This window comes from Arenivirga flava (genome assembly GCF_030161575.1).
GTDB lineage: Bacteria > Actinomycetota > Actinomycetes > Actinomycetales > Microbacteriaceae > Arenivirga > Arenivirga flava.
This window is the reverse complement of the sequence record NZ_BSUL01000001.1, coordinates 1,091,466-1,112,970: the sequence shown is the minus strand read 5'-3', so window position 1 is coordinate 1,112,970 and position 21,505 is coordinate 1,091,466. Positions and strand designations below refer to the sequence as shown.

Here is a 21,505-nt window from a genome sequence, read left to right as displayed (position 1 = left end):
CCGCTCTCCAGCGAACCGTAGAGTGACGATATGACCGGTCTCGACGCCCTCGATGCGCGCATCCTCCTCGCCCTCGACGACGATCCGGATGCGACGACCCTCGGCCTCGCGCGCCGGCTCGGCATCGCCCGCAACACCGCGCACGCGCGCCTGCGGCGGCTGCTCGCCGGCGGCGCGCTGCGCTCCTTCAGCCATCGTGTCGATCCGGCGGCGCTCGGACACGGGCTGGTCGCGTTCGTCTCGCTCGCCATCGCGCAGCGCGGCAGCGACGCGGCCATGCGCGAGCTGGAGCAGATCCCGCAGGTGCTCGAGCTGCACGCCACGACCGGTGACCTCGATCTGCTGCTCAAGGTGGTGGCGCGCGACACCGGGCACCTCTACGAGCTGACCGAGCGCATCGTCGCGATCGAGGGGGTCACGCGCAGCAGCACCTCGATCGCGCTGCGCTCGCCGGTGCCGAGCCGCGTGGCCCCGCTCATCCGCTCGGTGTTCGAGGAGCAGGCCTGAGGCACCGGCCGCCCCCGCTCATCCGTCCCGGCCGCACCTGCCGCACCATCCGTACCAGCCGCGCCAGCGGTCCCGGCCGCACCGGCCGCACCGGCCGCACCAAAACGAAGGACTTCGTCGCGACGCGCCGATGTCAGGCGCGAGAGATCGCGGCGTGTCGCGACAAACTCCTTCATTTTCGCTTTGGTGTTCGTGTTCGTGTTCGTGTTCGGCCCCGGGGGTCGTCCGGGCGCGGCGCACGGCGAGGTCAGCCGCCGAAACGCTCCGTGCGGATGCGGGACGGGTCGTGCCCGAGATCGACGAGCAGGTTCGCCGCGACCTCGACGAAGGGCGTCGGGCCGCAGAGGTAGACGGCCGGGCGCTCCTCGGCGGGGATCACCAGCTCGGCGAGCAGCTCGCGGTCGATGCGGCCGGGCGGTCGGTGCCATCCCTCGGGCGCCCGCTTCGTGTACACCCAGTCGATGGCGAAGCGCTCGTCGCGCAGCTGCTCGAGCTCCTCGGCGAAGTACGCGTACGGCTCGCCGCGCACCGAGTAGAGCAGCCGGAACGGTGCGTCGCTGCCTGAGTCGCGGCGGGCTCGGGCCATCGCCATGAGCGGCACGATGCCCGAGCCGCCGGCGATGAGCTGCACGGGGCCGGTCTGCTGCGGCTCCCAGACGAAGTAGCGCCCGACCGGGCCGCGCACCTCGAAGCGGTCGCCGACCTCGATGTCGTGCACGAGGTACGGCGACACCTCGCCGTCGGGCAGCTCGTCGACCGCGAACTCGAGCACCGGGCTCGGCCCGTGCGTCGAGATCGAGTACGAGCGCTCGGCGCGGTATCCGTCCTCGGCTGTGAGCCGCACATCCACGTGCTGGCCGGCGAGGTTGCCCGGCCAGCCGTCGACGCGCACCCACAGCGAGCGCCCGGTTGGGATCGGCCAGTCGGCGTCGATGACGGTCGCGGGCAGCCAGTCGCCGCTCACCAGTACCGCTGCTCCCGCCACGGGTCGCCGTACTGGTGGTAGCCGTTGACCTCCCAGAACCCGGGCTCGTCGGTGGCCTGCGTGCGCAGCCCGCGCACCCACTTGGCGCTCTTCCAGAAGTAGAGGTGCGGCACGATCAGCCGCACGGGGAAGCCGTGCTCGGGCTCGAGCGGCTCTCCTCGAACTCGAACGCCAGCCACGCCTTGCCGTCCGTGAGGTCGGCGATGGGCACGTTCGTCGTGTAGTCGCCGTGGCAGTCGATCATGGCCGAGACCTGCTCGGTGCCGCCGGCCGCGGCGAGCACGTGGTCGACGCTCACGCCGCGCCAGCGGGTGCCGAGCTTCGACCAGCGCGTGACGCAGTGGATGTCGGTGGTGATGTCGTCGATGGGCTGGGCCATGAGGTCGTCCCAGCCCCACTCGGCGGTGCCGCGCTCGGTGGCGATCGCGAAGCGCCAGTCCGCGGGGGCAACCACCGGGGTCGGGCCCGCCGACATGACCGGGAAGTCGTCGGTCGTGCGCTGGCCCGGCGGCAGCGACGGGTCGGGGGTGCGCCGGCGGTCGCCGAAGCCGCGGCTGATGATCATGCCGGTGCGCGGTTCGCTGACGGTCACACGGCCTCCTCGTCCGGCCGCGGTGCGCGGCGCATCCGCACCATTCTCCGCCCGCGGCGGCACGGCGGGAAATCCGGGGAGCGGATGCGGTCGCCGCCGTCCGCCACGGCGGGGCGGGGGAGCCGGGTGGCGGATGCGGTCCTCGCCGCTCTTGTCGGCGGTCCGTGATATGTGTACGGTGTCCACATCGGATGCGGCGCAGTCGTGCATCCGCTCGGCACGTCCATCCGCTCCGGCACCGCACCACCTGGAACCACGGAGGCATCGTGAACGACCTCGCCATCGAGACCGCCGGTCTCGTCAAGACGTTCGGCGGCACGGTCGCCGTCGACGGCGTCGACCTCGCCATCGCCCGCGGCGGCGTGCACGCGGTGCTCGGGCCCAACGGCGCCGGCAAGACGACCGTCATGCGCATGCTCGCCACCCTGACCCGGCCCGACGCGGGAACCGCCGTCGTGCTCGGCCGCGACGTGATCGCCGACTCGAAGGAGGTGCGCCGCCGGGTGAGCCTCACCGGCCAGTTCGCCTCGCTCGACGAGGACCTCACCGGGCGCGACAACCTGCGCCTGATCGGCAGGCTCTTCGGCTACTCGGGCAGGGGGCGCGCGACCGCGCCGAGGAGCTGCTCGATGCGTTCTCGCTGACGGATGCGGGCGACCGCCAGGTGAAGAAGTACTCCGGCGGCATGCGCCGCCGCCTCGACATCGCCGCATCGATCGTCGTGACGCCCGAGCTGCTGTTCCTCGACGAGCCGACCACGGGCCTCGATCCGCGCAGCCGCAACGAGGTGTGGGACATCGTGCGCGCGATGGTCGCCGGCGGCACCACCGTGCTGCTGACGACGCAGTACCTGGAGGAGGCGGACCAGCTCGCCGACCGCATCACGGTCATCGACCGCGGCAGGGTCATCACGGAGGGAACCTCCGCCGAGCTCAAGGCCTCGGTCGGCAGCGGCACGCTCGTCGTGCGCGTGATGGACCGCGCCGACCGGCCCGCCGCCCGCGCGGTGCTCGCCCGCGAGCTCGGCGTCGAGGTGCGCGAGGAGATCGATCCGAGCGCGCTCACCGCCAACGTGGCGGGCAGCGCCGGGGTGACCCGGGCGCTGACGGCGCTCGAGAACGACGGCATCACCCTGGCGCAGTTCTCGCTGGGGCAGCCCACGCTCGACGAGGTGTTCCTGTCGATCACCGGGCACACCGCCGAGGACGAGGACGAGGAGGCGGCGGCATGAGCGAGCGGATGGGCGCGGACGGGACGGCTGTGCAGCGGGACGGCCGGCGGGGCACGCGCACGGAGACCGCGCCGACCGGCGCGAACACCGGAACCCCGGCGCAGCAGGCTCTGCTCGCCGTGCTCGTGAGCGGCGAGCGCCCGCCGGCGCCGAGCGCGCTCTCGACCTCGCTCACCTTCGGGCACCGGGCGCTGCTCAAGATCCGGCACGTGCCGGAGCAGCTGTTCGACGTCACGCTGTTCCCGATCATCATGACGCTGCTGTTCACCTTCATCTTCGGCGGCGCGCTCGCCGGCAGCGTCGAGGACTACATCCAGTTCTTCATGCCGGGCGTCATCGTGCAGTCGGTCGTCATGATCACCATGTACACCGGCACGACCATCCGCAACGACATCGAGAAGGGCGTCTTCGACCGCTTCCGCTCGCTGCCGATCTGGCGTCCCAGCGCGCTCGTCGGCATGCTGCTCGGCGACACCGTGCGCTTCCTCATCGCCTCCACGATCATGGTCGGTGTCGGCCTGCTGCTCGGCTGGCGGCCGCAGGGCGGACCGGTCGGCGTGATCCTCGGCATCCTCGTGGTCCTGCTCTTCTCGTTCTCGATCGGCTGGATCTGGACCTTCATCGCCCTGCTCATGCGCTCGTCCGGCGCGGTCATGGGTACCTCGATGATGGTGCTCATGCCGCTGACCTTCGCGAGCAACATCTTCGTCTCGCCGACCACGCTGCCCGACTGGCTCGAGGCGTTCGTCGGGGTCAACCCGCTCTCGCACGTCGTGACCTCGGCGCGCGAGCTCATGGGCGGTCAGGAGCTCGGCTCGTCGTTCCTCGTCGTGCTGCTCTGGTCCGCCGGCCTGGTGCTCGTGTTCGGGCCGCTCACCATGTGGCGCTACCGCGACGCGCGCTGAGGCAGACTGCCGGGATGAGCCGCATCCTCACGACCCCTGCCGAGCTCGCCGCCGCGATCGAGACCGGCCGCTACCCGGACGGCGGTCCCGTCAGGGTGCTCGACGTGCGCTGGCGGCTCGACCGCCCCGACGGGCGGCCTGAGCATCTCGCGGGCCACGTGCCGGGCGCTCGCTACGTCGACCTCGAGTCCGAGCTCGCCGCGCACGGTGCGCCGACCGACGGCCGCCACCCCCTGCCGACGCTCGAGGCGCTGCAGGAGAGCGTCCGGGCCTGGGGCGTCGACGACGGCGACACGGTCGTGGTCTACGACGACCTGCAGAACCTCTCGAGCGCCCGCGCCTGGTGGCTGCTACGCGCCGCCGGCCTCGCCGACGTGCGCCTGCTCGACGGCGCGCTGCGCGCCTGGACGGAGGCGGGCCACCCGCTCGAGCAGGGCGAGCCCGCACCCGCCGCCCCCGGCTCCGCGACGCTCGCCTGGGGCGGCCTGCCGACCCTGCGCCTCGAGGACGTCGCGGTGCTGGCGCGGGAGGGCCTCGTGCTCGATGCGCGGGCGGGGGAGCGCTACCGCGGGGAGGTCGAGCCCGTCGATCCCCGCGCCGGCCACATCCCCGGCGCGGTGTCGGCGCCCACCACCGGCAACGTCGGCCCGGACGGGCGCTTCCTCGCGCCCGAGGCGCTGCGCGCGCGCTTCGCCGCCCTCGGCGCCGCCGACGCGGTCGGCGTCTACTGCGGCTCGGGCGTCACCGCCGCGCACCAGGCCGTGGCGCTCACGCTCGCCGGCTACGAGCCGCTGCTGTTCCCCGGGTCCTGGAGCCAGTGGGCGAACCACCCCGAGCTGCCGGTGGCGACGGGGGCGTGAGGAGGGGCGGAGGCGACCGCCCGCATTCGCTCGATCAGATCGTCTTCGCCATGTGCTGGCTGGTCACCGCGAAGCCGAGCTCCTCGTAGAGCGCGATCGCGCCCGTGTTGAAGCCGAACACGTTGAGCGCCAGCTCGCGGCCGCCACGCAGGCGCACCTCGGCCTCGGCGGCGCGCATGGTCGCCGCGCCGTGGCCGCGGCGCCGGTGCTGCGGCGCGATCTCGATGTCGTAGACCCACCAGGACAGCCCATCGGGGCGCTGCGGGTGCGGGCCGAGCCACAGCACGCCCACCGGCTCGTCCTCGGCGAGCGCCTCGAAGAGCAGGTGGCCGGCGAGGGGCTCGCCGTCGGGGAAGTACGCGGCCATCGAGCGCTCCGCGGTGCGCCGGGCGAGCTGCGCGGGTTCTCCGGCTCGCTCGCGATCGCTGGCGTAGGCGGTCTGCGAGGCTCGCAGCCACGCCGGGATCCGCTCGGCAGGCATGGGGCGCAGGGTCACCGTCATGCGGCGAGTCTGCCCCAGGCGCGGCCCCGAGCTGCTGGGCGGCCGCTCCGAACCCGCGCCCGCGTGCGCGGCTCAGACCTCCAGCGAGTCCCCGGCGGCCAGCCGGGTGTAGCGCCCGCCGCCCTGCTCCGCCGCCCAGGCGAGGCGCTGGTCCGCGAAGCCGTGGCCGGCGTCGCTGAGCACGGCCTCGTGCACGGGGATCACCAGGGCGGGTCGCACCGCGAGCACGTAGTCGATGGCGTCGCCGATCTTGAGCCACGGGGCGCCCGCCGGCGCCGCGAGGGTGCGCACGTGGCGCCCGGGCGGCAGCAGCGCGTCGCCGCCGTAGAAGTAGGCGTCGTCGACGAGCACGCCCACGTTGTCGATCACGGGGATCGACTCGTGGATCACCGCGTGCTCGGCGCCGAAGAACTCGAGCGCGAACGGGCCACTCTGCAGCTCGTCGCCCGCCTCGATCTCGCCCACATCGAAGCCCTCGGCGGCGGCGACCACCCCGGCGGGGCCGTAGAGGCGCGCCTCGGGGTTCGCCGCGAAAATGCGCTCCAGGTGCTCCGGCGTCCAGTGGTCCGGATGCTCGTGGGTGATCACCACGGCCGCGACGTCCTCGACGTGGAACGGCGCCGTGAAGGTCCCCGGGTCGATGACCAGGCGGCGGCCGTCCTTCTCGAGGATCTGGCAGGCGTGCTCGCGCTTGGTGACTCGCATGGTGCCGAGCCTAGGCGGCTGCTCCGTGCATCCGCTCGGGATGGCCTCAGCTCGCCGCGCGCTGCGTCGTCGTGAGCCGGTGCTGCAGCGGCTGATCCTGGTCGTCGAGGATCACCTGCGCCGCGAGGCCGTTCGTGAGGTTGAGCACGATCGGGGCGAGCAGATTCACCGTCGTGCCGCCCTCCGCGGGGTTGGCGACGACGAGGGCGAGCCCGTCCTCGGCACGCTCGAGGCCGATGAGGCCGGCCTGCGCGTCGTTGATCTCGGGGGAGTACTCCGGCACGTAGCGCGCCGCATCGAGCACGAACAGGCGGGCGCCGTCGGCGGCCTCGAGGGCGAAGAGGCCGTCGGCGCCGTCGATGCCGCGCAGCGTGAACTCGCGCGCGTCGCCGAGACCGAGCGGAGGCGTGACGAAGGTGATCGGGGCGCTCATCGCAGGAAGTCCATCAGACTGGGCTGCAGGACGCGAGCCGTGACGTTGAGCGCCGCCTGGTAGACGGTGCTCTGCACGTTGAGGTCGAGGATGACCTTGGCCAAGTCGATGTCCTCCGCTTTCGATCGTTGGGCTTCGAGATCCACCTCGGTGGTCTTCAGCACGGACTCGGCCCGCTGCAGCTGGCCGTGCTGCGCGCCGACCGTGGCGTGGGCGGCGATGACGCCGTCGAGGGCGTCGCGCACCGCGTCGATGCGGCCCGAGACCGGGGTGCCGGCGCGCAGGTCCGCGGCGATGCCGTCGAGCAGCGCGAAGACCGAGGCCTCGCCCTCCCCGAAGGCGGCGGCGCCGTCGGCGTCGACGCGCACGGTGACGCCCTCGGCGACCTTCCGGTCCACGGTGCGGCCGGGCGTGCCGGTCCACGCGTACGGGGGCTCCGCGCCCGCGTCCGAGAACGCGCGTCCCGCATCCGAGCTGCCGGCGAAGACGCTGCGGCCCAGGTACGTGGCGTTCGCCTCCTTGAGCAGCGCGTCGCGCAGGCCGTCGATCTCGATGGCGAGCGCGTTCTTCGCCTCCTGACCGAGCGCTCCGTCGTTCGCGCCCTGCAGGGTGCGCTGCAGCGCGCTCTGCAGGATGTCCGTGGCGTTGCCGAGTGCGCTGTCGACGGTGGTGAGCCAGCCGGTGCCGTTGTCGATGTTGCGCCCGTGCTGCTCGGCGGCGCGCTGCTGGGAGCGGACGGCGATCACGTCGGCGGTGCCGCGCGGGTCGTCGCTCGGCGTGAGGATGCGCTTCTGCGAGGAGCCCTGCTCCTGCAGCCGCGCCATCTGCTGCAGGCTCGCCTGCAGGTTGCGCTGCGCGGTCGCGGCCATGGTCTGATTCGTCACGCGGTCCATGTCAGCGTCCCACCACTCCGGTTCGGTTGATCAGGGTGTCCAGCGCCTCGTCGACGGCGGAGAGCACGCGCGCCGAGGCCTGGTAGGCCTGCTGGTACATCAGCAGGTTGATGTTCTCCTCGTCCATGTCGACGGAGGCTCCGGCCGCCTGGGCGCCGAGCGCGTTGGTCGCGGCCGTCTGCGCGAGCTTCGCCGACGAGGTCGCAGCCTTCGACGCGGCGGCGAAGGTCGTGACGTAGCTCGACCAGTCCTCGTCGACCGAGCCGGGGCCGCCGAACAGGTCGGCGATGCGGTCGGCGATGCTCGCATCCGCGCCGCCGATGCCCGCCGCGATGCCGGAGGCGCCGGTCGGCAGCACGGTCAGCGTCGTCGCCGGAGGCGCGCCGATGGCGAAGAAGGGCGCGCCCTGCGAGCCGTCGGGTGCGGTGCCGGAGGCGTGCAGGCGGTTGACGGCGTCCGCGAGCTTCGTCGCCAGGGCGTCGTACTGCGCGGCCGCGGAGGCGATCGGCCCGCCGTCCCGAACGGAGGCGAGCAGCGAGACGAGCCCGCCGGCCTCGCCGCCCGCCGCGACCGAGCGGCCGGAATCGGCCCAGGTCACACGGACGGGGCCGCCCTCGGTGTCGGACATCGACCGGCCGCCCTCGGCGCGCAGCGCGTGCGCCTTCGTGCCGGCGACGAGGCTGTTCCCGTCGACGACGACGTCCACCATGCCTCCCTCGCCGTGGCGGACGGATGCGCCGGTCAGCTCCGCGAGGCTCGCCGCGAGTCGATCGCGCTGATCCACGAGCTCGTTGACCCCGACACCCTGCGCGGCGCCCTTGCGGATCCGGTCGTTGAGCTCGGCCACCCCGGCCGCGGTGCTGTTCACCTCGGCGACGAGGCCGTCGACGTCGGCGCGCACGCGGGTCCACTCGGCGGACGCCTCGTCGTGACCGGCCGCGATCCTGCTGGCGAGCGCCTTCGCCTCGCCGAGGAGCACGGCGGCCGGCGCAGCCTCGCCCGGCTGGTTGGCGACGCCCTGCCAGGCCGCCGCGAAGGCGTCGAAGCGAGCGGAGAGGCCGCCTTCGCCGGGCTCGCGCAGCGAGGATTCCAACCGCGAGAAGCTCGTGGCGCGCACGTTCGCGTGACCATAGGCTCCGGCGGTGCTGCGCACCTGATTGTCGAGCATGACGTCGCCGAGCCGGGCGATGCCGGTCACGCTCACGCCCTGACCGGCGGCGGCGCCGGTGCTGAACCGGTTGCCGACGGCCTCGACCGAGCCGAGGGTCACCCGCTGACGGGTGTAGCCGTCGACGTTGGCGTTGACGATGTTCTGGCCGACCACGTCGAGGCCGCGGCGGGCGGCGACGAGTCCGGTGTAGGCGGTGTTCAGCCCGCCGAAGGTGCTCATGGTCTACAGGTCCTTCACGAAGAGGTCGCCACCGCGAGCGGATGCGGTCTGACCGCCGGAGGCGTCGTAGCGGTCGCCGAGACCATCGGTCGCCGCGAGCGTCTCCTCGGCGCTGCGCGCGGCCTGGCGCAGGAAGCGCTCGTTCCCGTCGCGCAGCTCGCGGATCTGCCCGGTGAGCTCGGTGAGGGCTGCGAGGTGCCCGGTGAGGATCTCGCGCCATGTCTCGTCGGGGGCGTGCTCGATGAGCTGCCGCAGGGTCGCGTCGTGCGGGGCCCGCCACAGCTCGGCGAGCGTGGTCGCGGCGATGGACCGGGCGAGGCTCGCGCCGCTCAGGCGCTCCACCACCTGCTCGACCTCGCGGGTGGCGTACGGCAGCCATCGCGTCCGGCCCGCGGTGAGCAGCAGATGCTCCTCCTCGAGCTTGAACGCGAGCAGCTCGAGCAGCTCCCGCTCGCGCCACAGCGCGGCCGACAGTTCGTTGGCGCTCACGCTTCCTCCCGCTCCGGCATCGGGCACCTCGGCTCGCGGTCGGGACCTGCGAGCCGGCTGTGCATGGTGGTCGGAGGTGAAACAACCTCCGCTTCGCAGACCACTATCGACGCCCGCCGGTCGGTCGTTAGGAGGACTGCATCCGCTCCCATCCCAGCGTTGGCGGGGATCCGCCCGAAATCACTCGGGCCACGCCTGCCCCCACTGCGGGGAGCCCCCGAAGTGGGCCGACCACAAGGGGGAGTGGCCCCGATCGCTCGGTGGACGAGACAGTAGCTGCTGGCCAGGAAGGCCGACCAGGGCCTATCGGGGGCCCGCCAGCACGACCCACAACTGCACACACCTGAGGGGGCCTCATGATCGGGACTCATGACGCTGCTTCGGGAAGCACGGACGCGACTCGGAACGACAACACCACCACGACCTCGCGAGCGCATCGGAACGCTCTCGTCGTCGACAACCTGCCGCTCGTCGGCTACCTCGTCGCCGAGGTCTGCGCCCGCGCCACGCACCTGTCGCGCGACGATCTGGCCAGCGCCGGCGCGCTCGCGCTGGTGCAGGCGGCCGACGCCTTCGACCCCGCGCTCGGGGTGCCGTTCGGCGCCTACGCGCGGCGCCGCATCATGGGCGCCTTCGCCGACGACATGCGCTCGGCCGACTGGGCCAGCCGCGGCACGCGCAAGCGCATCAAGGCGACGCTCGAGGTGCAGGAGACGCTCGCCGCGCGCCTGGGCCGCGCCGCCACGATCGACGAGATTGCCACGGCCATGGGCACCGACCGCGCCGGCGTGCGCGAGGCGATGGCCGACGCCGGCCGCACCGTCGGCGTCATCGACGAGATCGTCGAGAACGGCCTCGCCGCCGAGCAGGCGACGCCCGAGGACCAGGCGGCGGACGCCGAGCGCGACCGCACCCTGCGCAGCGCCGTCGCCGCACTGCCCGAGCGGATGCGCGCCATCGTCGAGCAGCTCTACTTCGGCGGCCGCACGGTCGGCGAGATCGCCGACGAGCTCGGTGTCACCCACTCCGCGGTGTCGCAGCAGCGCACGGCGGCGATGAAGCTCATGCGCGAGTCCATCGGCGATCTGCTCGCGGCGGACCCCGCTCCGGTCGTCGAGACGGCGACCGCGGCGGTGCAGGCGCGCCGGGCGGCGTACCGCTCGCAGGTCGCGGACCTGATGATGGCGGATGCGGTCGAGGCGCGGCGCGCGCGGGCCGCGATCGCCTCGTGAGATTTTCCGAGACTTCCGGCTAACGCAGCCGGTCGAGGGGCCGACAGTGCCCCTTGTCACCCCACGGACGGGGTGGCGCTTCACCACCCAATTCCACGGAGGACATCATGGGTTTTCAGATCAACACCAACGTCAGCGCCATGGCTGCGTACCGGAACCTCTCCAGCACGCAGAACTCGCTGACCGGCTCGCTCGAGAAGCTCTCGAGCGGTCTGCGCATCAACAAGGCCGCTGACGACGCAGCCGGCCTGTCCATCTCGGAGGGCCTGCGCGCCCAGATCGGCGGCCTCAACGTCGCCGCTCGCAACGCGCAGGACGGCATCTCGGTCGTGCAGACCGCGGAAGGCGCGCTGGGCGAGGTCCACTCGAACCTGCAGCGTCTGCGCGACCTGGCGGTGCAGGCGGGTAACGACTCGAACAACGCCGACTCGCGTGCGGCCATCACGACGGAGGCCACCGAGCTGGTTGCCGAGATCGCTCGTATCGGCAACTCGACGAACTTCAACGGCACCAAGCTCCTCGCGGGCGGGGACGACCTCACCTTCCAGGTCGGCGCCAACTCAGGTTCGTCGAACTCGATCAGCGTCGGTCTCAGCGATGACAAGTTCGACATCGTTGCCCTGGCTACGACGAACCTCGCTGTCGGTACGGCCGCGGCGACGCTCGCGGGGCCTGACGGTACCGGCGCTGCAGCCGGCACCGGTTTGCAGTTCACCAGCCACGAGTCGGCTCAGATGTCGATCGTCAACCTCGACAAGGCCATCACCGACGTGGCCGGTGCCCGTTCTGAGCTCGGCGCAAAGCAGAACCGCTTCGAGACCGCGATCAACTCGATCAACATCTCGAAGGAGAACCTGTCGGCGTCGGAGTCGCGCATCCGCGACACCGACATGGCGGCGGAGATGGCGAACTTCACCCGTTCGAACATCCTGCAGCAGGCGGGCACCTCGATGCTCGCGCAGGCGAACTCGCTCCCGCAGAGCGTGCTCTCGCTGCTCGGCTGAGTTCTCCGGAACTCGAGCACCCGGAGGTGGCGGCGCGTCGATCGTCGCCGCCTCCGGGCGCAGCGCCCACTGACCACCGGCAGCTCAGGAGGAGACCATGGCCGCGATCGATGGACTCGCGAGCGGACTCGACACCGCTGCGCTGATCAACTCGCTGATCCAGCTCGAGGCCAACCCGCAGACGCTGCTGAAGCAGAAGCAGGTCAAGGTCGGCACCCTCATCTCGGCGTACCAGACCCTCAACTCCACCGTCGCGAACCTCGCGACCAACGCCGGCAAGCTCACGAGCGCCGCGAAGGTCGACGCGGCGGCCGCGACGAGCAGCAGCACCGCCGTGACCGCGACCCTCGGCGACGGCGCCGCGTCCGGCACCCTGAAGTTCACCGTCGACCGCCTCGCGCAGGGTCAGACGGCCGTGACGGCGAAGTCCGCAGCCTGGGCCGACGCCTCCGGTCTCATCACGATCGAGATCGACGGCGAGCGGCACGAGCTCACCGCGGCCTCGAGCTCGATGAGCGACATCGCCTCCGCCGTGAACAAGGCGGGGCTCGGCATCTCCGCCACCCGCGTGGCGGCCGGCACCGACGCCGACGGCACCGCGCTCTACCGCCTGCAGTTCGCGTCGAGCGAGACCGGCGAGGCGGCCAGGTTCTCCGTCTACGCGGGCGCCTCCTTCGAGCATCCGGCCGGCGCCGCCGACCTCTTCGCCGCCGACGGCGCCGCGGTCGTCAGCGAAGCGCAGGACGCGCAGCTCACCCTCTGGCCCGGCACCGCGGCGGCGCAGGCCGTCACCTCCGCCGGCAACACCTTCGCCGACGTGCTGCCCGGCGTGACGCTCGCCGTGACCGAGGCGTCGGAGACGCCGACCACGGTCACCGTCTCGCGCGACGCGAAGGCGGTCAGCGCCAAGGTCGCCGGCCTCGTCACGAACCTCGGCTCGACGCTGAGCTACATCACGAGCAACAGCCGCATCACCTCGGCCACCGACGGCGGAGCGACCACGGGTGGCACGCTGGCCGGCGACAGCACGGCCCGCGACACCAAGAACAAGCTCACCACCGCCTTCATCGCACCGATCGACGGCGTCTCGCCGAGCGAATACGGCATCACCGTCGACAAAGCAGGCGTGTTCAGCTTCGACGCGGCCGAGTTCGAGGCGGCGCTCGCGAAGGACCCGCAGAAGACCCTCGCCGCCGTCGCGACGCTCGGCGCCCGCGTCGAGGAGACGGCGAAGGGGCTGTCCGACCCCCGCGAGGGCATCATCACCGCCAAGGTGACCGGGCAGCAGTCGCTCTCGAAGAGCCTCACCCAGCGCATCGAGCAGTGGGACGTGAGCCTCGCGACCCGCCGCGCGACGCTCGAGAAGACCTACGCCACCCTCGAGGTCACCCTCTCCAACCTCCAGTCCCAGGGCAACTGGCTCGCCGGCCAGCTCGCCACGCTGCCCAACCTCAATGCAGGGAGCAACCGATGACACTGCTGAACCCCGAGCGGGCCCGCGCCGAGTACGTCCGCAAGTCCGTGCAGTCGGCGACGCCCGCACAGCTCGTGGTCATGCTCTTCGACCGGATGCTGCTCGACCTGTCCCGCGCCGAGCGGGCGCAGCAGCAGGGGGACTTCGTCACGGCGTCGACCGAGCTCATCCACGCGCAGGCCATCGTCGCGGAGCTCGCGAGCGCGCTCGACACGGAGACCTGGGACGGCGCGGCGCAGCTGCTGTCGATCTACACCTTCGTCGGCAGCGAGATGGTGCGGGCCAACGTGGAGGGCGATGCGCGGCGGACCCGCGAGTGCCTCCGCATCCTCGAGCCCGTCGCCGACGGCTTCCGGCAGGCCGCGGCGGCGACCTCGACGGCGACGGCCTCGCCCGAGCTCGCCGCGCGCGGCATCGCCTGAGCGGCGCTGCGCCGCCGCCACCCGCATCCGCTCGTCCCGACAGCATGGGAACCCGACCGTGACCACCACCGCAGCCCCAGACCTCGCCGCCCGAGCATGGTCGCGTGCCCTCGACGAGCTCGAGGCGGCGCTGAGCACGACGACGCTGGAGCGCTGGAGCCCGCCGGCGCTCGCCGGCCCGCTGCCCGAGGCACTGCGAGGCCGTGCCGAGCGGCTGCTCGCCCTGCAGGCCGAGCACATCGCGGCGCTGCGCGCCGAGCTGCTCGACCTCGACCGCCAGCGCGTCGCGATCGACGCGGTCGAGGCAACCGGGGGAGCGGCCGTGCCCCGCTACCTCGACGTCTCAGCCTGACGCGCGGGGCGCATCCGCCCGCACCCGCGCCCACTCACTCACTCACTCACTCACTCACTCACTCACTCACTCACTCACCCACCCGCCCGCATCCGCCCACCCGCCCGCATCCGCTCGACCGCGAGGCGCCCGAGGCCCTTCGCCAAACGACGGAGATAACCTGCCCCGGCACCATGTGCAGCGCTGCACCTCGCCCGATGCGACGGCATCGGCCCGAGATCTCCGTCGTTCGGCAAGAAGGTGGGCCGAACCCGCAGCGCCGACGCGCGAGTGCGCAGGGACGCGACAGCGCCGACGAGCGGATGCGCAGGGACGCGACAGCGCCGACGAGCGGATGCGCACGGTCGCGACAGCGCCCGCGCGCGGATGCACCCCGGGCGACGCGGAACCTCGCCCGCCGAGCCACTGACCCCCGAAGTGGGCCACGAGCGTCGCTTACCGGCCGCCGGCCCGAGCCGAGAGTGCCTGATGCGGGACACGGATCGTCCCGCTTCGGGTAGGCCACGGATCGGCCGCTTCGCTCTTTTCGGGAAGACGAGCACCTCCATGACCTCGGTGACCTTCAACGTGCTGCACAGCGCGCTCGACGGCCTCGCGCAGCGGCAGCGGCAGATCGCGGACAACATCGCGAACGTGAACACCCCCGGCTACCAGGCCGGCCGGGTGCGGTTCGAGGAGGAGCTCGCCCGCTCCGCCTCGCGCGGCGACGGCCGGGTGCAGGCGACGACCTCCCTCTCGCTCGAGCCGACCCGCACCGACGGCGGCAACGTCAACCTCGACACCGAGACGCTCTCGAACGTCGACACCGTGCTGCGCTACCAGTTCGCGGCCAACGCCATGGACGGCCAGTTCTCCGGCGTGCGCACCGCCCTGCGGGGCAGCTGATGCCCTTCGACGCGATCGGCATCGCCGGCACCGGACTCACCGCGCACCGCAAGTGGCTCGACGCGGTCAGCGACAACCTCGCCAACGTCAACACCGTCACCGGCACCGACGGGGCCGCCTTCCAGACCCGCTACGTGGCCATCCAGGCGGGCGAGGGCACGACCGGCGCCTTCGCGAGCGCCGCGTTCGGCGACGCCGAGGGGCGCGTGGTCTACAGCCCCGACCATCCGCTCGCCGACGCGGAGGGCTACGTGCGCTACCCCGACATCGACATGGCCGAGCAGATGGGCAACCTGATCATGGCCCAGCGCGGCTACCAGGCCAGCGCCGCGGTCGTCGACCGGGCCCGCGAGACGTACCTCGCCGGCATCCAGATCGGCAGGCAGTGATGGCGTTCTTCGGCAGCGAGATGCTCGGCGCCATCGGCGGCGTCGGTGCCGTGAACCCCTTCGAACGAGCGGATGCGGGTGCCGGCTTCGCCCCGATCGCCCCGATCACGACCGCCCCCGTCGGCGTCTCCTCGGCGCAGGCGGCCGCGGCCGCCGAGCGCGGCGGCAGCTTCGCCACCCAGCTGACCGGCGCGGTCGACGAGGCGCAGCGCCTGTCCGGCGTCTCGAACGAGCTCGCCATCGCGGCCGTCACCGGCGACCTGACCGACATCCACGACGCCACCATCGCCGCCGCGCGCTCGAGCCTCACGCTCGAGGTCATCGCCACGATGCGCAACCGCGGCGTGGAGGCCTTCAACGAGATCATGAGGATGCAGGCCTGATGCCGGCAGCAGTGCAGAACCTCTGGCAGCGGCTGAGCGGATGGGTGCGCGGCTTCACCCCCGCGCAGATGACCATCGCGATCATCGGCCTGGCCGCCGTCGTGCTCGGCGGCGTCGCGCTGGCCAGCTGGCTGGCGCGCCCGACCCTCACCCCGCTGTTCTCGGGCCTCAGCGCGACGGACGCCAGCGCGGTCGTCGAGGAGCTGCAGGCGAGCGGTGTCTCGTACGAGCTCGCCGACGGCGGCTCGACCGTGCTCGTGCCCGAGGGCGACGTGTACGACCAGCGCCTCGCGCTCGCCTCGGCCGGTCTGCCCGGCGACAACTCGCAGGGCTACAACCTGCTGGACCAGATGGGCGTCACCGCCAGCGAGTTCCAGCAGAACGTGACCTACCAGCGCGCGCTCGAGGGCGAGCTGGCCGCGACCATCGCGGCGATCAGCGGCGTCGAGACGGCGACCGTGCGCCTCGCGCTGCCCGAGGAGACGGTGTTCGTGAGCGAGCAGCGCGACCCGACCGCATCCGTCTTCGTGGCCACCCGCAGCGGTACGACGCTCTCCGGCGAGCAGGTGCAGGCGATCGTGCACCTCGTCTCGGCCGCCGTGCAGGGGATGGCGAGCACCGACGTGGCGGTCATCGACGCCGACGGCACCGTGCTCTCGACCGTCGGCGGCGGCGCCACCGGCAGCTCGGGCGATCAGGCGAACGAGTACGAGACCCGCGTCGCCGCGGCCGTCACCACGATGCTCGACCGCATCGTCGGGGCGGGCAACAGCTCGGTCGTCGTCTCCGCCGACGTGGCGCAGGGCGTGAGCGAGCGCACGAGCGAGAGCTACGGCGTGCCCGAGGGCGCGCCCGCGCTCACGGAGACGACCGACACCGAGAGCTACACCGGCGAGCAGCAGGGCGCCGCGGGCGTGCTGGGGCCGGACAACATCGCGGTGCCGCAGGCCGAGGGCAACCAGGGCGACGGCGCCTACGTCAACGAGTCGTCGAACCGCACCAACGCGATCGACCGCACCGTCGAGACCGTCACCACGCCCGCCGGCGGCGTCGAGCGGCAGACCGTCTCGGTCGCGCTGAACCAGGCCGCGCTCGGCGGTGCCGACGTCGGGAACATCGAGCAGCTGGTGGCAGCTGCCGCCGGCATCGACGCCGCCCGCGGCGACGCGGTCGCCGTGCAGGTGGTCGACTTCGACACCACGGCCGCCGAGGGTGCCGAGACGGCGCTGGCCGAGGCGCGCGCCGCCGAGCAGGAGCAGCAGGTGCAGTCCCTCATCCGGACCGGCGCGATCGCGCTGGCGGTGCTCATCGGCTCCATCGTGGTCGCGATCATCGTCGCCCGCGCGGCCCGCAAGCCGCGCCGCGAGCCGGTCGACATCGGCGAGCTGCGCGACCAGCGCGCCGAGCTCGACGGCCAGGCGCAGTGGGACGAGCTGATCGCGGGTCCCGCCGAGCCGCCGACCGTGCCGCTCACCCAGCTGCAGCCCGTGGAGCCGACCAGCAACGAGATCAAGCGCGCCGAGCTCAACGCGCTCGCGCAGCGCGATCCGGCCCGCACCGCCGACCTGCTGCGCGCCATGATGGATGACGGGAACCGCTCGTGAGCGTGCAGCGGCCCGGCACCCTGAGCGGTGCGCAGCGCGTCGCCGTGATCCTCATGCAGCTCGACCAGCAGCACGCGGCCGAGGTCATGAAGGAGTTCACCGACGACGAGGCCGAGGCGGTCACCGCCGAGATCCTGGCCATGCAGCGGGTCGACAGCTTCATCGCCGAGAGCGCCGTCGACGAGTTCTACGACCTCACGACCGAGGGGCGCCGCCTCTCCCGCGGCGGCCGCGACGTCGCGGTCGGCCTGCTCGAGGCCTCGTACGGCGCCGAGCGCGCCGCGGGCGTGCTCGACCGGGTCGCCTCGACGCTCAACGGCCGCTCCTTCGAGTTCCTCGAGCAGGCGGAGGCCAGCCACCTGCGCACCCTGCTCGACGCCGAGCTGCCGCAGACCATCGCGCTGGTGCTGACGCACCTGCGCCCCGATCTCGCCTCGGCGGTGCTCGCCGGGCTCGAGGACGACGTGCGGGCCGACGTCGTGCAGTGCATCGCCACGATGGGCGCGGCCACCCCCGAGGCGGTGGCGATCGTCGCCGACTCGCTGCGCAGCCGCATCGCCGCGGTCATCACGCCGCGCGAGGCCGTCTCCGTCACCGGCGGCGTGCAGCCGCTCGTCGACATCCTGAACCGAGCGGATGCTGCCACCGAGCGCGCCATGCTCGAGGCCCTCGAGGTGCGCGACCCGGTGCTGGCGGAGGAGGTGCGCGCCCGCATGGTCACCTTCGAGGACCTGCTGCGCCTCACCAACCGCGACGTGCAGGCCGTGCTGCGCGGCATCGAGCCCGCCGTGCTGGCGCTCGCCCTGCGCGCCGCGTCCGAGCGGATCGAGACGACCATCCGCGGCAACATCTCCGAACGCCAGAAGGAGCTCGTCGACGACGAGATCGGCCTGCTCGGCCAGGTGCGGCTCTCGCAGGTGGAGGAGGCGCGCGCCGCCATCGTCGGCGCCATGCGCTCGCTCGACGCGGAGGGCGTCATCAGCCTGCAGTTCGAGGACGAGGAGGCGGACGACTATGTCTGAGTCCCGCCTCGCGCGCATCGCCTTCCCCAGCCTCGACCCGCGCAGCGACGTGCTGCGGGGCGAGCGCGAACGCGCCCGCGCCGTCGGCTACGCCGAGGGGCTGCAGGCCGGCGCGGCCGAGGTCGCGGCCCGCGAGGCGCGCCTCGAGGCGGAGGCCTCGCAGGCGCTGGCCGCCGCGATGGCCGAGCTGCACCAGGCCGCGCAGGCCCTGCGCACCGCCGCCCAGCGGGTGTCGCTGGTCGCGCAGCCCGTGCTGGCTGAGGCTGAGCACGCGCTCGTCGAGGGCGGTCTCGAGCTCGCGGAGGCGATCGTCGGCGTCGAGCTGGACGATGCGCCCAACGGCGCCCGCGCCGCCCTCGCCCGCGTGCTCGCGCACGAGAGCGCCGCTGAGGTCGTACGGGTGCGGCTGCACCCCGACGACCTCGGCATGCTCGATCCCGCCCTGCGCGCCGAGACCGGCGTGCCGCTCGTGGCCGACCCCTCCGTGCGCCCCGGCGATGCGATCGGCGAGTGCCCGGACGGCGTCGTCGAGGCCACGATCGCCGGCGCGATGACCCGCGCCCGCGCCGCGCTCGAAGGGGCCTGGCGATGAGGCCGGCGCGGCACGCCGCCGCCCTCGCCGCCGCGCGCCCCGTGCGCACCGGCGTCGTCTCGGCCGTGCTCGGCCTCGGCGTGGAGGTGCGCGGCATCGCGGCCGGGCTCGGCGAGCAGCTGGAGATCCAGGCCGACGACCGCGTCATCGCGGCCGAGGTCGTCGCCACCGCCCAGGGCTCCGTGCGCTGCATGCCGCTCGCCAGCCTCACCGGCGTGCGGGCCGGCGCCATCGTGCGCCGTCGCTCCGGCCAGGCCCTCGCGCCGACCGGGCTGGGACTGCTGGGTCGCGTCATCGACGCCTCCGGGCGTCCGATCGACGGCAAGGGGCCCATCCGCATCGACCGCTGGGTGGCCGTGGAGCAGGAGCCGCCGGCCGCGATGGCCCGCCAGCGCATCCTCACCCCGCTCGCCACCGGCGTGCGCGTGCTCGACACCCTCACGACCCTCGGGCGCGGTCAGCGCATCGGCCTCTTCGCGGGCAGCGGTGTCGGCAAGAGCTCGCTGCTGTCGATGATCGCCAGGGGCACGGATGCGCGCCTCACCGTCATCGCGCTGGTGGGGGAGCGCGGTCGCGAGGTGCGCGAGTTCCTGGAGGACGACCTCGGCCCGGAGGGGCTGGCCCGCTCGATCGTGGTCGTCGCGACGAGCGACGAGCCGGCGCTGCTGCGCAAGCGCGCGGCGTTCCTGGCGACCCGCATCGCCGAGGACTTCCGCGAGCAGGGCGAGGACGTCGTGCTCATGATGGACTCGCTCACCCGCGTGGCGATGGCGCAGCGCGAGATCGGCCTCAGCGCCGGCGAGCCGCCGGCCACCCGGGGTTACCCGCCCTCCACCTTCTCGGTGCTCGCGCAACTGCTCGAGCGGGCCGGCACCGCCGCGCACGGCTCCGTCACCGGCGTCTACACCGTGCTCGTCGACGGCGACGACCACAACGAGCCCGTCGCGGACGCGGCCCGCTCGATCCTCGACGGGCACGTGGTGCTCGACCGCAAGCTCGGCACGCTGGGCCACTTCCCGTCGGTCGACGCCCTCGGCTCGGTCTCGCGGCTCGCCGGACGGGTCGTCGAGCCGGCCCGGCGCCAGGCGGCCTCCGAGCTGCGTGCGGTGCTCGCCGCGCAGCGCAGCGCCCAGGACCTCATCGACGTCGGCGCGTACCAGCCCGGCAGCAACCCGCGCGTCGACGCGGCGCTCGCGCACCAGGACGCGATCAACGCGCTCCTGCGCCAGGGCCTCGACGAGGCCGCCCCCTTCGAGCAGTCGTGGCAGCGCCTCGGGTCGCTCGTCGCCCGTCTCGCCACCCCCGGAGGTGCCCCGTGAACCGCCAGTTCCCGCTCGCCGGCCTGCTGCGGGTGCGGCAGGTCGAGCACGACGCCGCCGTCTCGCGGCTCGGACGCACGACGGCGCTGCGCCAGGCGACCACGGACCAGCGGATGCGCATGGCCGGCGGCCTCGCCGCGTCCGGCACCGACGCGGTCGACGCCGCCAGCCTCACCGCGATCGCCGCCGCGCGGGCGGCGGCCGGCAGCATGCTCGCCGCGCTGGACGCGCGCGAGCAGGAGCAGCGCCTCGAGGAGGAGCGGGCGGCCGCGGAGGTGCGCGACGCCGTGCGCCGCGCCCGCGGCATCGAGAAGCTCGAGACCCGCCACCGTGATGCGGTCGCGGCGGAGGAGCTGCGCCTCGGCCAGATCGAGCTCGACGAGATCGCCGGACGCACGGGCGGTGACCGCTCGTGAGCGTGGTGGACGCCCTGGCCCGGATCGACGAGATCCGCACGCAGATCAGCCAGCTCTCGAGCGCGACGCGGTCCGCCGCCCCGGCCAGCACCGCGGGCGGCGCCGCGACCGCGACCGCCTTCGCGGAGGCGCTGGGAACGGCCACCGGCGCGCCCGCATCCGGCGGGGTCACCGGCCAGGCCGTCGTCGACGACGCGATGCAGTACCTCGGGGTGCCGTACGTCTTCGGCGGTGAGGACGCCAGCGGCATGGACTGCTCGGGCCTCGTGCAGCGCGTCTTCGCGAACCTCGGCATCGAGATGCCGCGGGTCGTGCCCGATCAGGCGAAGCTCGGCACCGAGGTCGGCTCGCTCGCCGAGGCCCAGCCGGGCGACCTCATCGTCTCGGCCGACTACGGCCACATCGCGATCTACGCGGGCAACGGCATGAAGATCCACGCCCCCGACCCGGCGGCGAGGTCGAGTTCGTCCCCGTGCGCATCAGCGATGCGCAGATCGACACGATCCGGCGCATCGTGCCCGCCGAGGGCGCGAGCACGGCGCAGGCGGCGACGGGCCCGACCGCCGCGCTGGCCGGCCTGACCGGAGCCGGAGGTCTCGCCGGGCTCACCGGTGCGCTGGGCGGCACGGCGGGCGCCGGCGGCACCGACCTCGTGCAGGCCGCCCTGCAGCGTCTCATCGCCGGGGGCGCCGCGTGATGCCGCTCGCCCCCGCTCCTTCCGTGCCGTCGCGTCCCGCGTCCCGCGCGGAAGCCGGCTCCACCGCCCGACCCGACGTCTTCGGCTCCCTGCTCGACGCGGCGCTGCGCGGCCATCCCGCAGGTCCGTCCGCGCAGGCCGGGGGCGACGAGCGGATGCGCACCGCGGCCGGTGCCGCGAACGCCGCGTCGTCCGCCGAGGCCGGCCCGCAGCAGGCGTCCG

The 21,505-nt window shown here is 73.2% G+C and carries 27 protein-coding genes and 1 pseudogene; 20 read left to right on the top strand and 8 right to left on the bottom strand.

Going from position 1 to position 21,505, the window contains the following annotated elements:
* Nucleotides 1-30: 30 nt before the first annotated feature.
* Nucleotides 31-507 carry an Lrp/AsnC family transcriptional regulator gene (locus QQK26_RS05460; RefSeq protein WP_284230820.1) on the top strand — a complete coding sequence of 159 codons (477 nt, stop codon included), beginning with the start codon at nucleotides 31-33 and terminating at the stop codon, nucleotides 505-507.
* Between the two features lie 247 nt (nucleotides 508-754).
* On the opposite strand, the gene QQK26_RS05455 is transcribed toward QQK26_RS05460, so the two are convergent.
* Complete coding sequence (locus QQK26_RS05455) at nucleotides 755-1,471, bottom strand: ferredoxin reductase (protein ID WP_284230817.1); 717 nt, start codon at nucleotides 1,469-1,471, stop codon at nucleotides 755-757.
* A pseudogene (locus QQK26_RS05450) lies at nucleotides 1,468-1,967 on the bottom strand (molybdopterin-dependent oxidoreductase). The gene QQK26_RS05455 and the pseudogene QQK26_RS05450 overlap by 4 nt, the downstream one beginning before the upstream one ends.
* A gap of 383 nt (nucleotides 1,968-2,350) precedes the next feature.
* Here QQK26_RS05450 and QQK26_RS16185 point away from each other — a divergent pair.
* The 4 genes from QQK26_RS16185 to QQK26_RS05435 are packed head-to-tail and all read left to right on the top strand — an operon-like array spanning nucleotide 2,351 to nucleotide 5,080.
* The gene (locus tag QQK26_RS16185) at nucleotides 2,351-2,728 is read left to right on the top strand and encodes an ATP-binding cassette domain-containing protein (RefSeq protein WP_431307982.1); all 378 of its coding nucleotides are present in this window, start codon (nucleotides 2,351-2,353) and stop codon (nucleotides 2,726-2,728) included.
* On the top strand, nucleotides 2,707-3,315 hold the full coding sequence (locus tag QQK26_RS05445) for an ATP-binding cassette domain-containing protein (protein WP_431308028.1): 609 nt from the start codon (nucleotides 2,707-2,709) through the stop codon (nucleotides 3,313-3,315). Before QQK26_RS16185 ends, QQK26_RS05445 begins: the two co-directional genes overlap by 22 nt.
* Complete coding sequence (locus QQK26_RS05440) at nucleotides 3,312-4,220, top strand: ABC transporter permease (RefSeq protein ID WP_284230815.1); 909 nt, start codon at nucleotides 3,312-3,314, stop codon at nucleotides 4,218-4,220. The genes QQK26_RS05445 and QQK26_RS05440 overlap by 4 nt, the downstream gene beginning before the upstream one ends.
* 14 nt (nucleotides 4,221-4,234) lie before the next feature.
* Nucleotides 4,235-5,080, top strand: coding sequence for a sulfurtransferase (locus QQK26_RS05435; protein WP_284230813.1), 846 nt, complete (start codon nucleotides 4,235-4,237; stop codon nucleotides 5,078-5,080).
* Nucleotides 5,081-5,114: 34 nt separating this feature from the next.
* Here the strand turns inward: QQK26_RS05435 and QQK26_RS05430 are convergent, their stop codons facing one another.
* The 6 genes from QQK26_RS05430 to QQK26_RS05405 form a co-directional block, all read right to left on the bottom strand.
* Nucleotides 5,115-5,582: a GNAT family N-acetyltransferase gene (locus QQK26_RS05430; protein WP_284230811.1), complete on the bottom strand. Its 468-nt coding sequence runs from the start codon at nucleotides 5,580-5,582 to the stop codon at nucleotides 5,115-5,117.
* Between the two features lie 72 nt (nucleotides 5,583-5,654).
* A complete protein-coding gene (locus QQK26_RS05425) occupies nucleotides 5,655-6,287 on the bottom strand; it encodes an MBL fold metallo-hydrolase (protein ID WP_284230809.1) in 633 nt (210 codons plus the stop codon).
* A 46-nt stretch (nucleotides 6,288-6,333) separates the two neighbouring features.
* On the bottom strand, nucleotides 6,334-6,720 hold the full coding sequence (locus QQK26_RS05420) for a flagellar assembly protein FliW (RefSeq protein ID WP_284230807.1): 387 nt from the start codon (nucleotides 6,718-6,720) through the stop codon (nucleotides 6,334-6,336).
* Complete coding sequence (flgL, locus tag QQK26_RS05415) at nucleotides 6,717-7,613, bottom strand: flagellar hook-associated protein FlgL (RefSeq protein WP_284230805.1); 897 nt, start codon at nucleotides 7,611-7,613, stop codon at nucleotides 6,717-6,719. Before flgL ends, QQK26_RS05420 begins: the two co-directional genes overlap by 4 nt.
* A 1-nt stretch (nucleotide 7,614) precedes the next feature.
* The gene (gene flgK / locus QQK26_RS05410; protein WP_284230801.1) at nucleotides 7,615-9,003 is read right to left on the bottom strand and encodes a flagellar hook-associated protein FlgK; all 1,389 of its coding nucleotides are present in this window, start codon (nucleotides 9,001-9,003) and stop codon (nucleotides 7,615-7,617) included.
* 3 nt (nucleotides 9,004-9,006) lie between these two features.
* A complete protein-coding gene (locus QQK26_RS05405; RefSeq protein WP_284230799.1) occupies nucleotides 9,007-9,492 on the bottom strand; it encodes a flagellar protein FlgN in 486 nt (161 codons plus the stop codon).
* A gap of 356 nt (nucleotides 9,493-9,848) precedes the next feature.
* On the opposite strand from QQK26_RS05405, the gene QQK26_RS05400 reads away from it, so the two are divergent.
* From QQK26_RS05400 to QQK26_RS05330, 15 genes are all read left to right on the top strand, one after another.
* Complete coding sequence (locus tag QQK26_RS05400) at nucleotides 9,849-10,724, top strand: sigma-70 family RNA polymerase sigma factor (RefSeq protein ID WP_284230797.1); 876 nt, start codon at nucleotides 9,849-9,851, stop codon at nucleotides 10,722-10,724.
* Between the two features lie 107 nt (nucleotides 10,725-10,831).
* Nucleotides 10,832-11,728 (top strand): flagellin N-terminal helical domain-containing protein, encoded by an 897-nt coding sequence (locus QQK26_RS05395; protein WP_284230795.1) that lies wholly within the window; start codon nucleotides 10,832-10,834, stop codon nucleotides 11,726-11,728.
* 97 nt (nucleotides 11,729-11,825) lie between these two features.
* Nucleotides 11,826-13,202 carry a flagellar filament capping protein FliD gene (gene fliD, locus QQK26_RS05390; protein WP_284230793.1) on the top strand — a complete coding sequence of 459 codons (1,377 nt, stop codon included), beginning with the start codon at nucleotides 11,826-11,828 and terminating at the stop codon, nucleotides 13,200-13,202.
* The gene (gene fliS, locus QQK26_RS05385) at nucleotides 13,199-13,624 is read left to right on the top strand and encodes a flagellar export chaperone FliS (protein ID WP_284230787.1); all 426 of its coding nucleotides are present in this window, start codon (nucleotides 13,199-13,201) and stop codon (nucleotides 13,622-13,624) included. The genes fliD and fliS overlap by 4 nt, the downstream gene beginning before the upstream one ends.
* Nucleotides 13,625-13,682: 58 nt before the next feature.
* Nucleotides 13,683-13,976 (top strand): hypothetical protein, encoded by a 294-nt coding sequence (locus QQK26_RS05380; RefSeq protein ID WP_284230785.1) that lies wholly within the window; start codon nucleotides 13,683-13,685, stop codon nucleotides 13,974-13,976.
* 546 nt (nucleotides 13,977-14,522) lie between these two features.
* The gene (locus tag QQK26_RS05375) at nucleotides 14,523-14,861 is read left to right on the top strand and encodes a flagellar basal body rod protein FlgB (protein ID WP_284230783.1); all 339 of its coding nucleotides are present in this window, start codon (nucleotides 14,523-14,525) and stop codon (nucleotides 14,859-14,861) included.
* Complete coding sequence (locus QQK26_RS05370; protein WP_284230781.1) at nucleotides 14,861-15,250, top strand: flagellar basal body rod protein FlgC; 390 nt, start codon at nucleotides 14,861-14,863, stop codon at nucleotides 15,248-15,250. Before QQK26_RS05375 ends, QQK26_RS05370 begins: the two co-directional genes overlap by 1 nt.
* A 20-nt stretch (nucleotides 15,251-15,270) precedes the next feature.
* Nucleotides 15,271-15,633 (top strand): flagellar hook-basal body complex protein FliE, encoded by a 363-nt coding sequence (gene fliE, locus QQK26_RS05365; RefSeq protein ID WP_488798486.1) that lies wholly within the window; start codon nucleotides 15,271-15,273, stop codon nucleotides 15,631-15,633.
* Entirely contained in the window at nucleotides 15,633-17,237 is a 1,605-nt protein-coding gene (gene fliF / locus QQK26_RS05360) for a flagellar basal-body MS-ring/collar protein FliF (RefSeq protein WP_284230777.1), read from the top strand. The genes fliE and fliF overlap by 1 nt, the downstream gene beginning before the upstream one ends.
* Nucleotides 17,234-18,259, top strand: a complete 1,026-nt coding sequence (gene fliG / locus QQK26_RS05355) for a flagellar motor switch protein FliG (RefSeq protein ID WP_284230776.1) — start codon at nucleotides 17,234-17,236, stop codon at nucleotides 18,257-18,259. Before fliF ends, fliG begins: the two co-directional genes overlap by 4 nt.
* A complete protein-coding gene (locus tag QQK26_RS05350; protein ID WP_284230774.1) occupies nucleotides 18,252-18,851 on the top strand; it encodes a FliH/SctL family protein in 600 nt (199 codons plus the stop codon). Before fliG ends, QQK26_RS05350 begins: the two co-directional genes overlap by 8 nt.
* Complete coding sequence (locus tag QQK26_RS05345) at nucleotides 18,848-20,170, top strand: FliI/YscN family ATPase (protein ID WP_284230772.1); 1,323 nt, start codon at nucleotides 18,848-18,850, stop codon at nucleotides 20,168-20,170. Before QQK26_RS05350 ends, QQK26_RS05345 begins: the two co-directional genes overlap by 4 nt.
* Nucleotides 20,167-20,586 carry a flagellar FliJ family protein gene (locus QQK26_RS05340; protein WP_284230769.1) on the top strand — a complete coding sequence of 140 codons (420 nt, stop codon included), beginning with the start codon at nucleotides 20,167-20,169 and terminating at the stop codon, nucleotides 20,584-20,586. Before QQK26_RS05345 ends, QQK26_RS05340 begins: the two co-directional genes overlap by 4 nt.
* Nucleotides 20,583-21,167, top strand: a complete 585-nt coding sequence (locus tag QQK26_RS05335; RefSeq protein ID WP_284230767.1) for a C40 family peptidase — start codon at nucleotides 20,583-20,585, stop codon at nucleotides 21,165-21,167. Before QQK26_RS05340 ends, QQK26_RS05335 begins: the two co-directional genes overlap by 4 nt.
* On the top strand, nucleotides 21,101-21,283 hold the full coding sequence (locus QQK26_RS05330; RefSeq protein ID WP_284230765.1) for a hypothetical protein: 183 nt from the start codon (nucleotides 21,101-21,103) through the stop codon (nucleotides 21,281-21,283). The genes QQK26_RS05335 and QQK26_RS05330 overlap by 67 nt, the downstream gene beginning before the upstream one ends.
* Nucleotides 21,284-21,505: the final 222 nt, after the last annotated feature.

Excerpts from the sequence above, each read along its gene's own strand:
- fliE (WP_488798486.1), top strand. The coding sequence starts at position 15,271 with ATGCTCGGCGCCATCGGCGGCGTCGGTGCCGTGAACCCCTTCGAACGA.
- fliD (WP_284230793.1), top strand. The coding sequence starts at position 11,826 with ATGGCCGCGATCGATGGACTCGCGAGCGGACTCGACACCGCTGCGCTG.
- QQK26_RS05440 (WP_284230815.1), top strand. The coding sequence starts at position 3,312 with ATGAGCGAGCGGATGGGCGCGGACGGGACGGCTGTGCAGCGGGACGGC.
- QQK26_RS05350 (WP_284230774.1), top strand. The coding sequence starts at position 18,252 with ATGTCTGAGTCCCGCCTCGCGCGCATCGCCTTCCCCAGCCTCGACCCG.
- QQK26_RS05400 (WP_284230797.1), top strand. The coding sequence starts at position 9,849 with ATGATCGGGACTCATGACGCTGCTTCGGGAAGCACGGACGCGACTCGG.
- QQK26_RS05395 (WP_284230795.1), top strand. The coding sequence starts at position 10,832 with ATGGGTTTTCAGATCAACACCAACGTCAGCGCCATGGCTGCGTACCGG.
- fliS (WP_284230787.1), top strand. The coding sequence starts at position 13,199 with ATGACACTGCTGAACCCCGAGCGGGCCCGCGCCGAGTACGTCCGCAAG.
- QQK26_RS05435 (WP_284230813.1), top strand. The coding sequence starts at position 4,235 with ATGAGCCGCATCCTCACGACCCCTGCCGAGCTCGCCGCCGCGATCGAG.
- flgK (WP_284230801.1), bottom strand. The coding sequence starts at position 9,003 with ATGAGCACCTTCGGCGGGCTGAACACCGCCTACACCGGACTCGTCGCC.
- flgL (WP_284230805.1), bottom strand. The coding sequence starts at position 7,613 with ATGGACCGCGTGACGAATCAGACCATGGCCGCGACCGCGCAGCGCAAC.
- QQK26_RS05420 (WP_284230807.1), bottom strand. The coding sequence starts at position 6,720 with ATGAGCGCCCCGATCACCTTCGTCACGCCTCCGCTCGGTCTCGGCGAC.
- QQK26_RS05345 (WP_284230772.1), top strand. The coding sequence starts at position 18,848 with ATGAGGCCGGCGCGGCACGCCGCCGCCCTCGCCGCCGCGCGCCCCGTG.
- QQK26_RS05430 (WP_284230811.1), bottom strand. The coding sequence starts at position 5,582 with ATGACGGTGACCCTGCGCCCCATGCCTGCCGAGCGGATCCCGGCGTGG.
- fliF (WP_284230777.1), top strand. The coding sequence starts at position 15,633 with ATGCCGGCAGCAGTGCAGAACCTCTGGCAGCGGCTGAGCGGATGGGTG.
- QQK26_RS05460 (WP_284230820.1), top strand. The coding sequence starts at position 31 with ATGACCGGTCTCGACGCCCTCGATGCGCGCATCCTCCTCGCCCTCGAC.
- QQK26_RS05375 (WP_284230783.1), top strand. The coding sequence starts at position 14,523 with ATGACCTCGGTGACCTTCAACGTGCTGCACAGCGCGCTCGACGGCCTC.
- QQK26_RS05370 (WP_284230781.1), top strand. The coding sequence starts at position 14,861 with ATGCCCTTCGACGCGATCGGCATCGCCGGCACCGGACTCACCGCGCAC.
- QQK26_RS05425 (WP_284230809.1), bottom strand. The coding sequence starts at position 6,287 with ATGCGAGTCACCAAGCGCGAGCACGCCTGCCAGATCCTCGAGAAGGAC.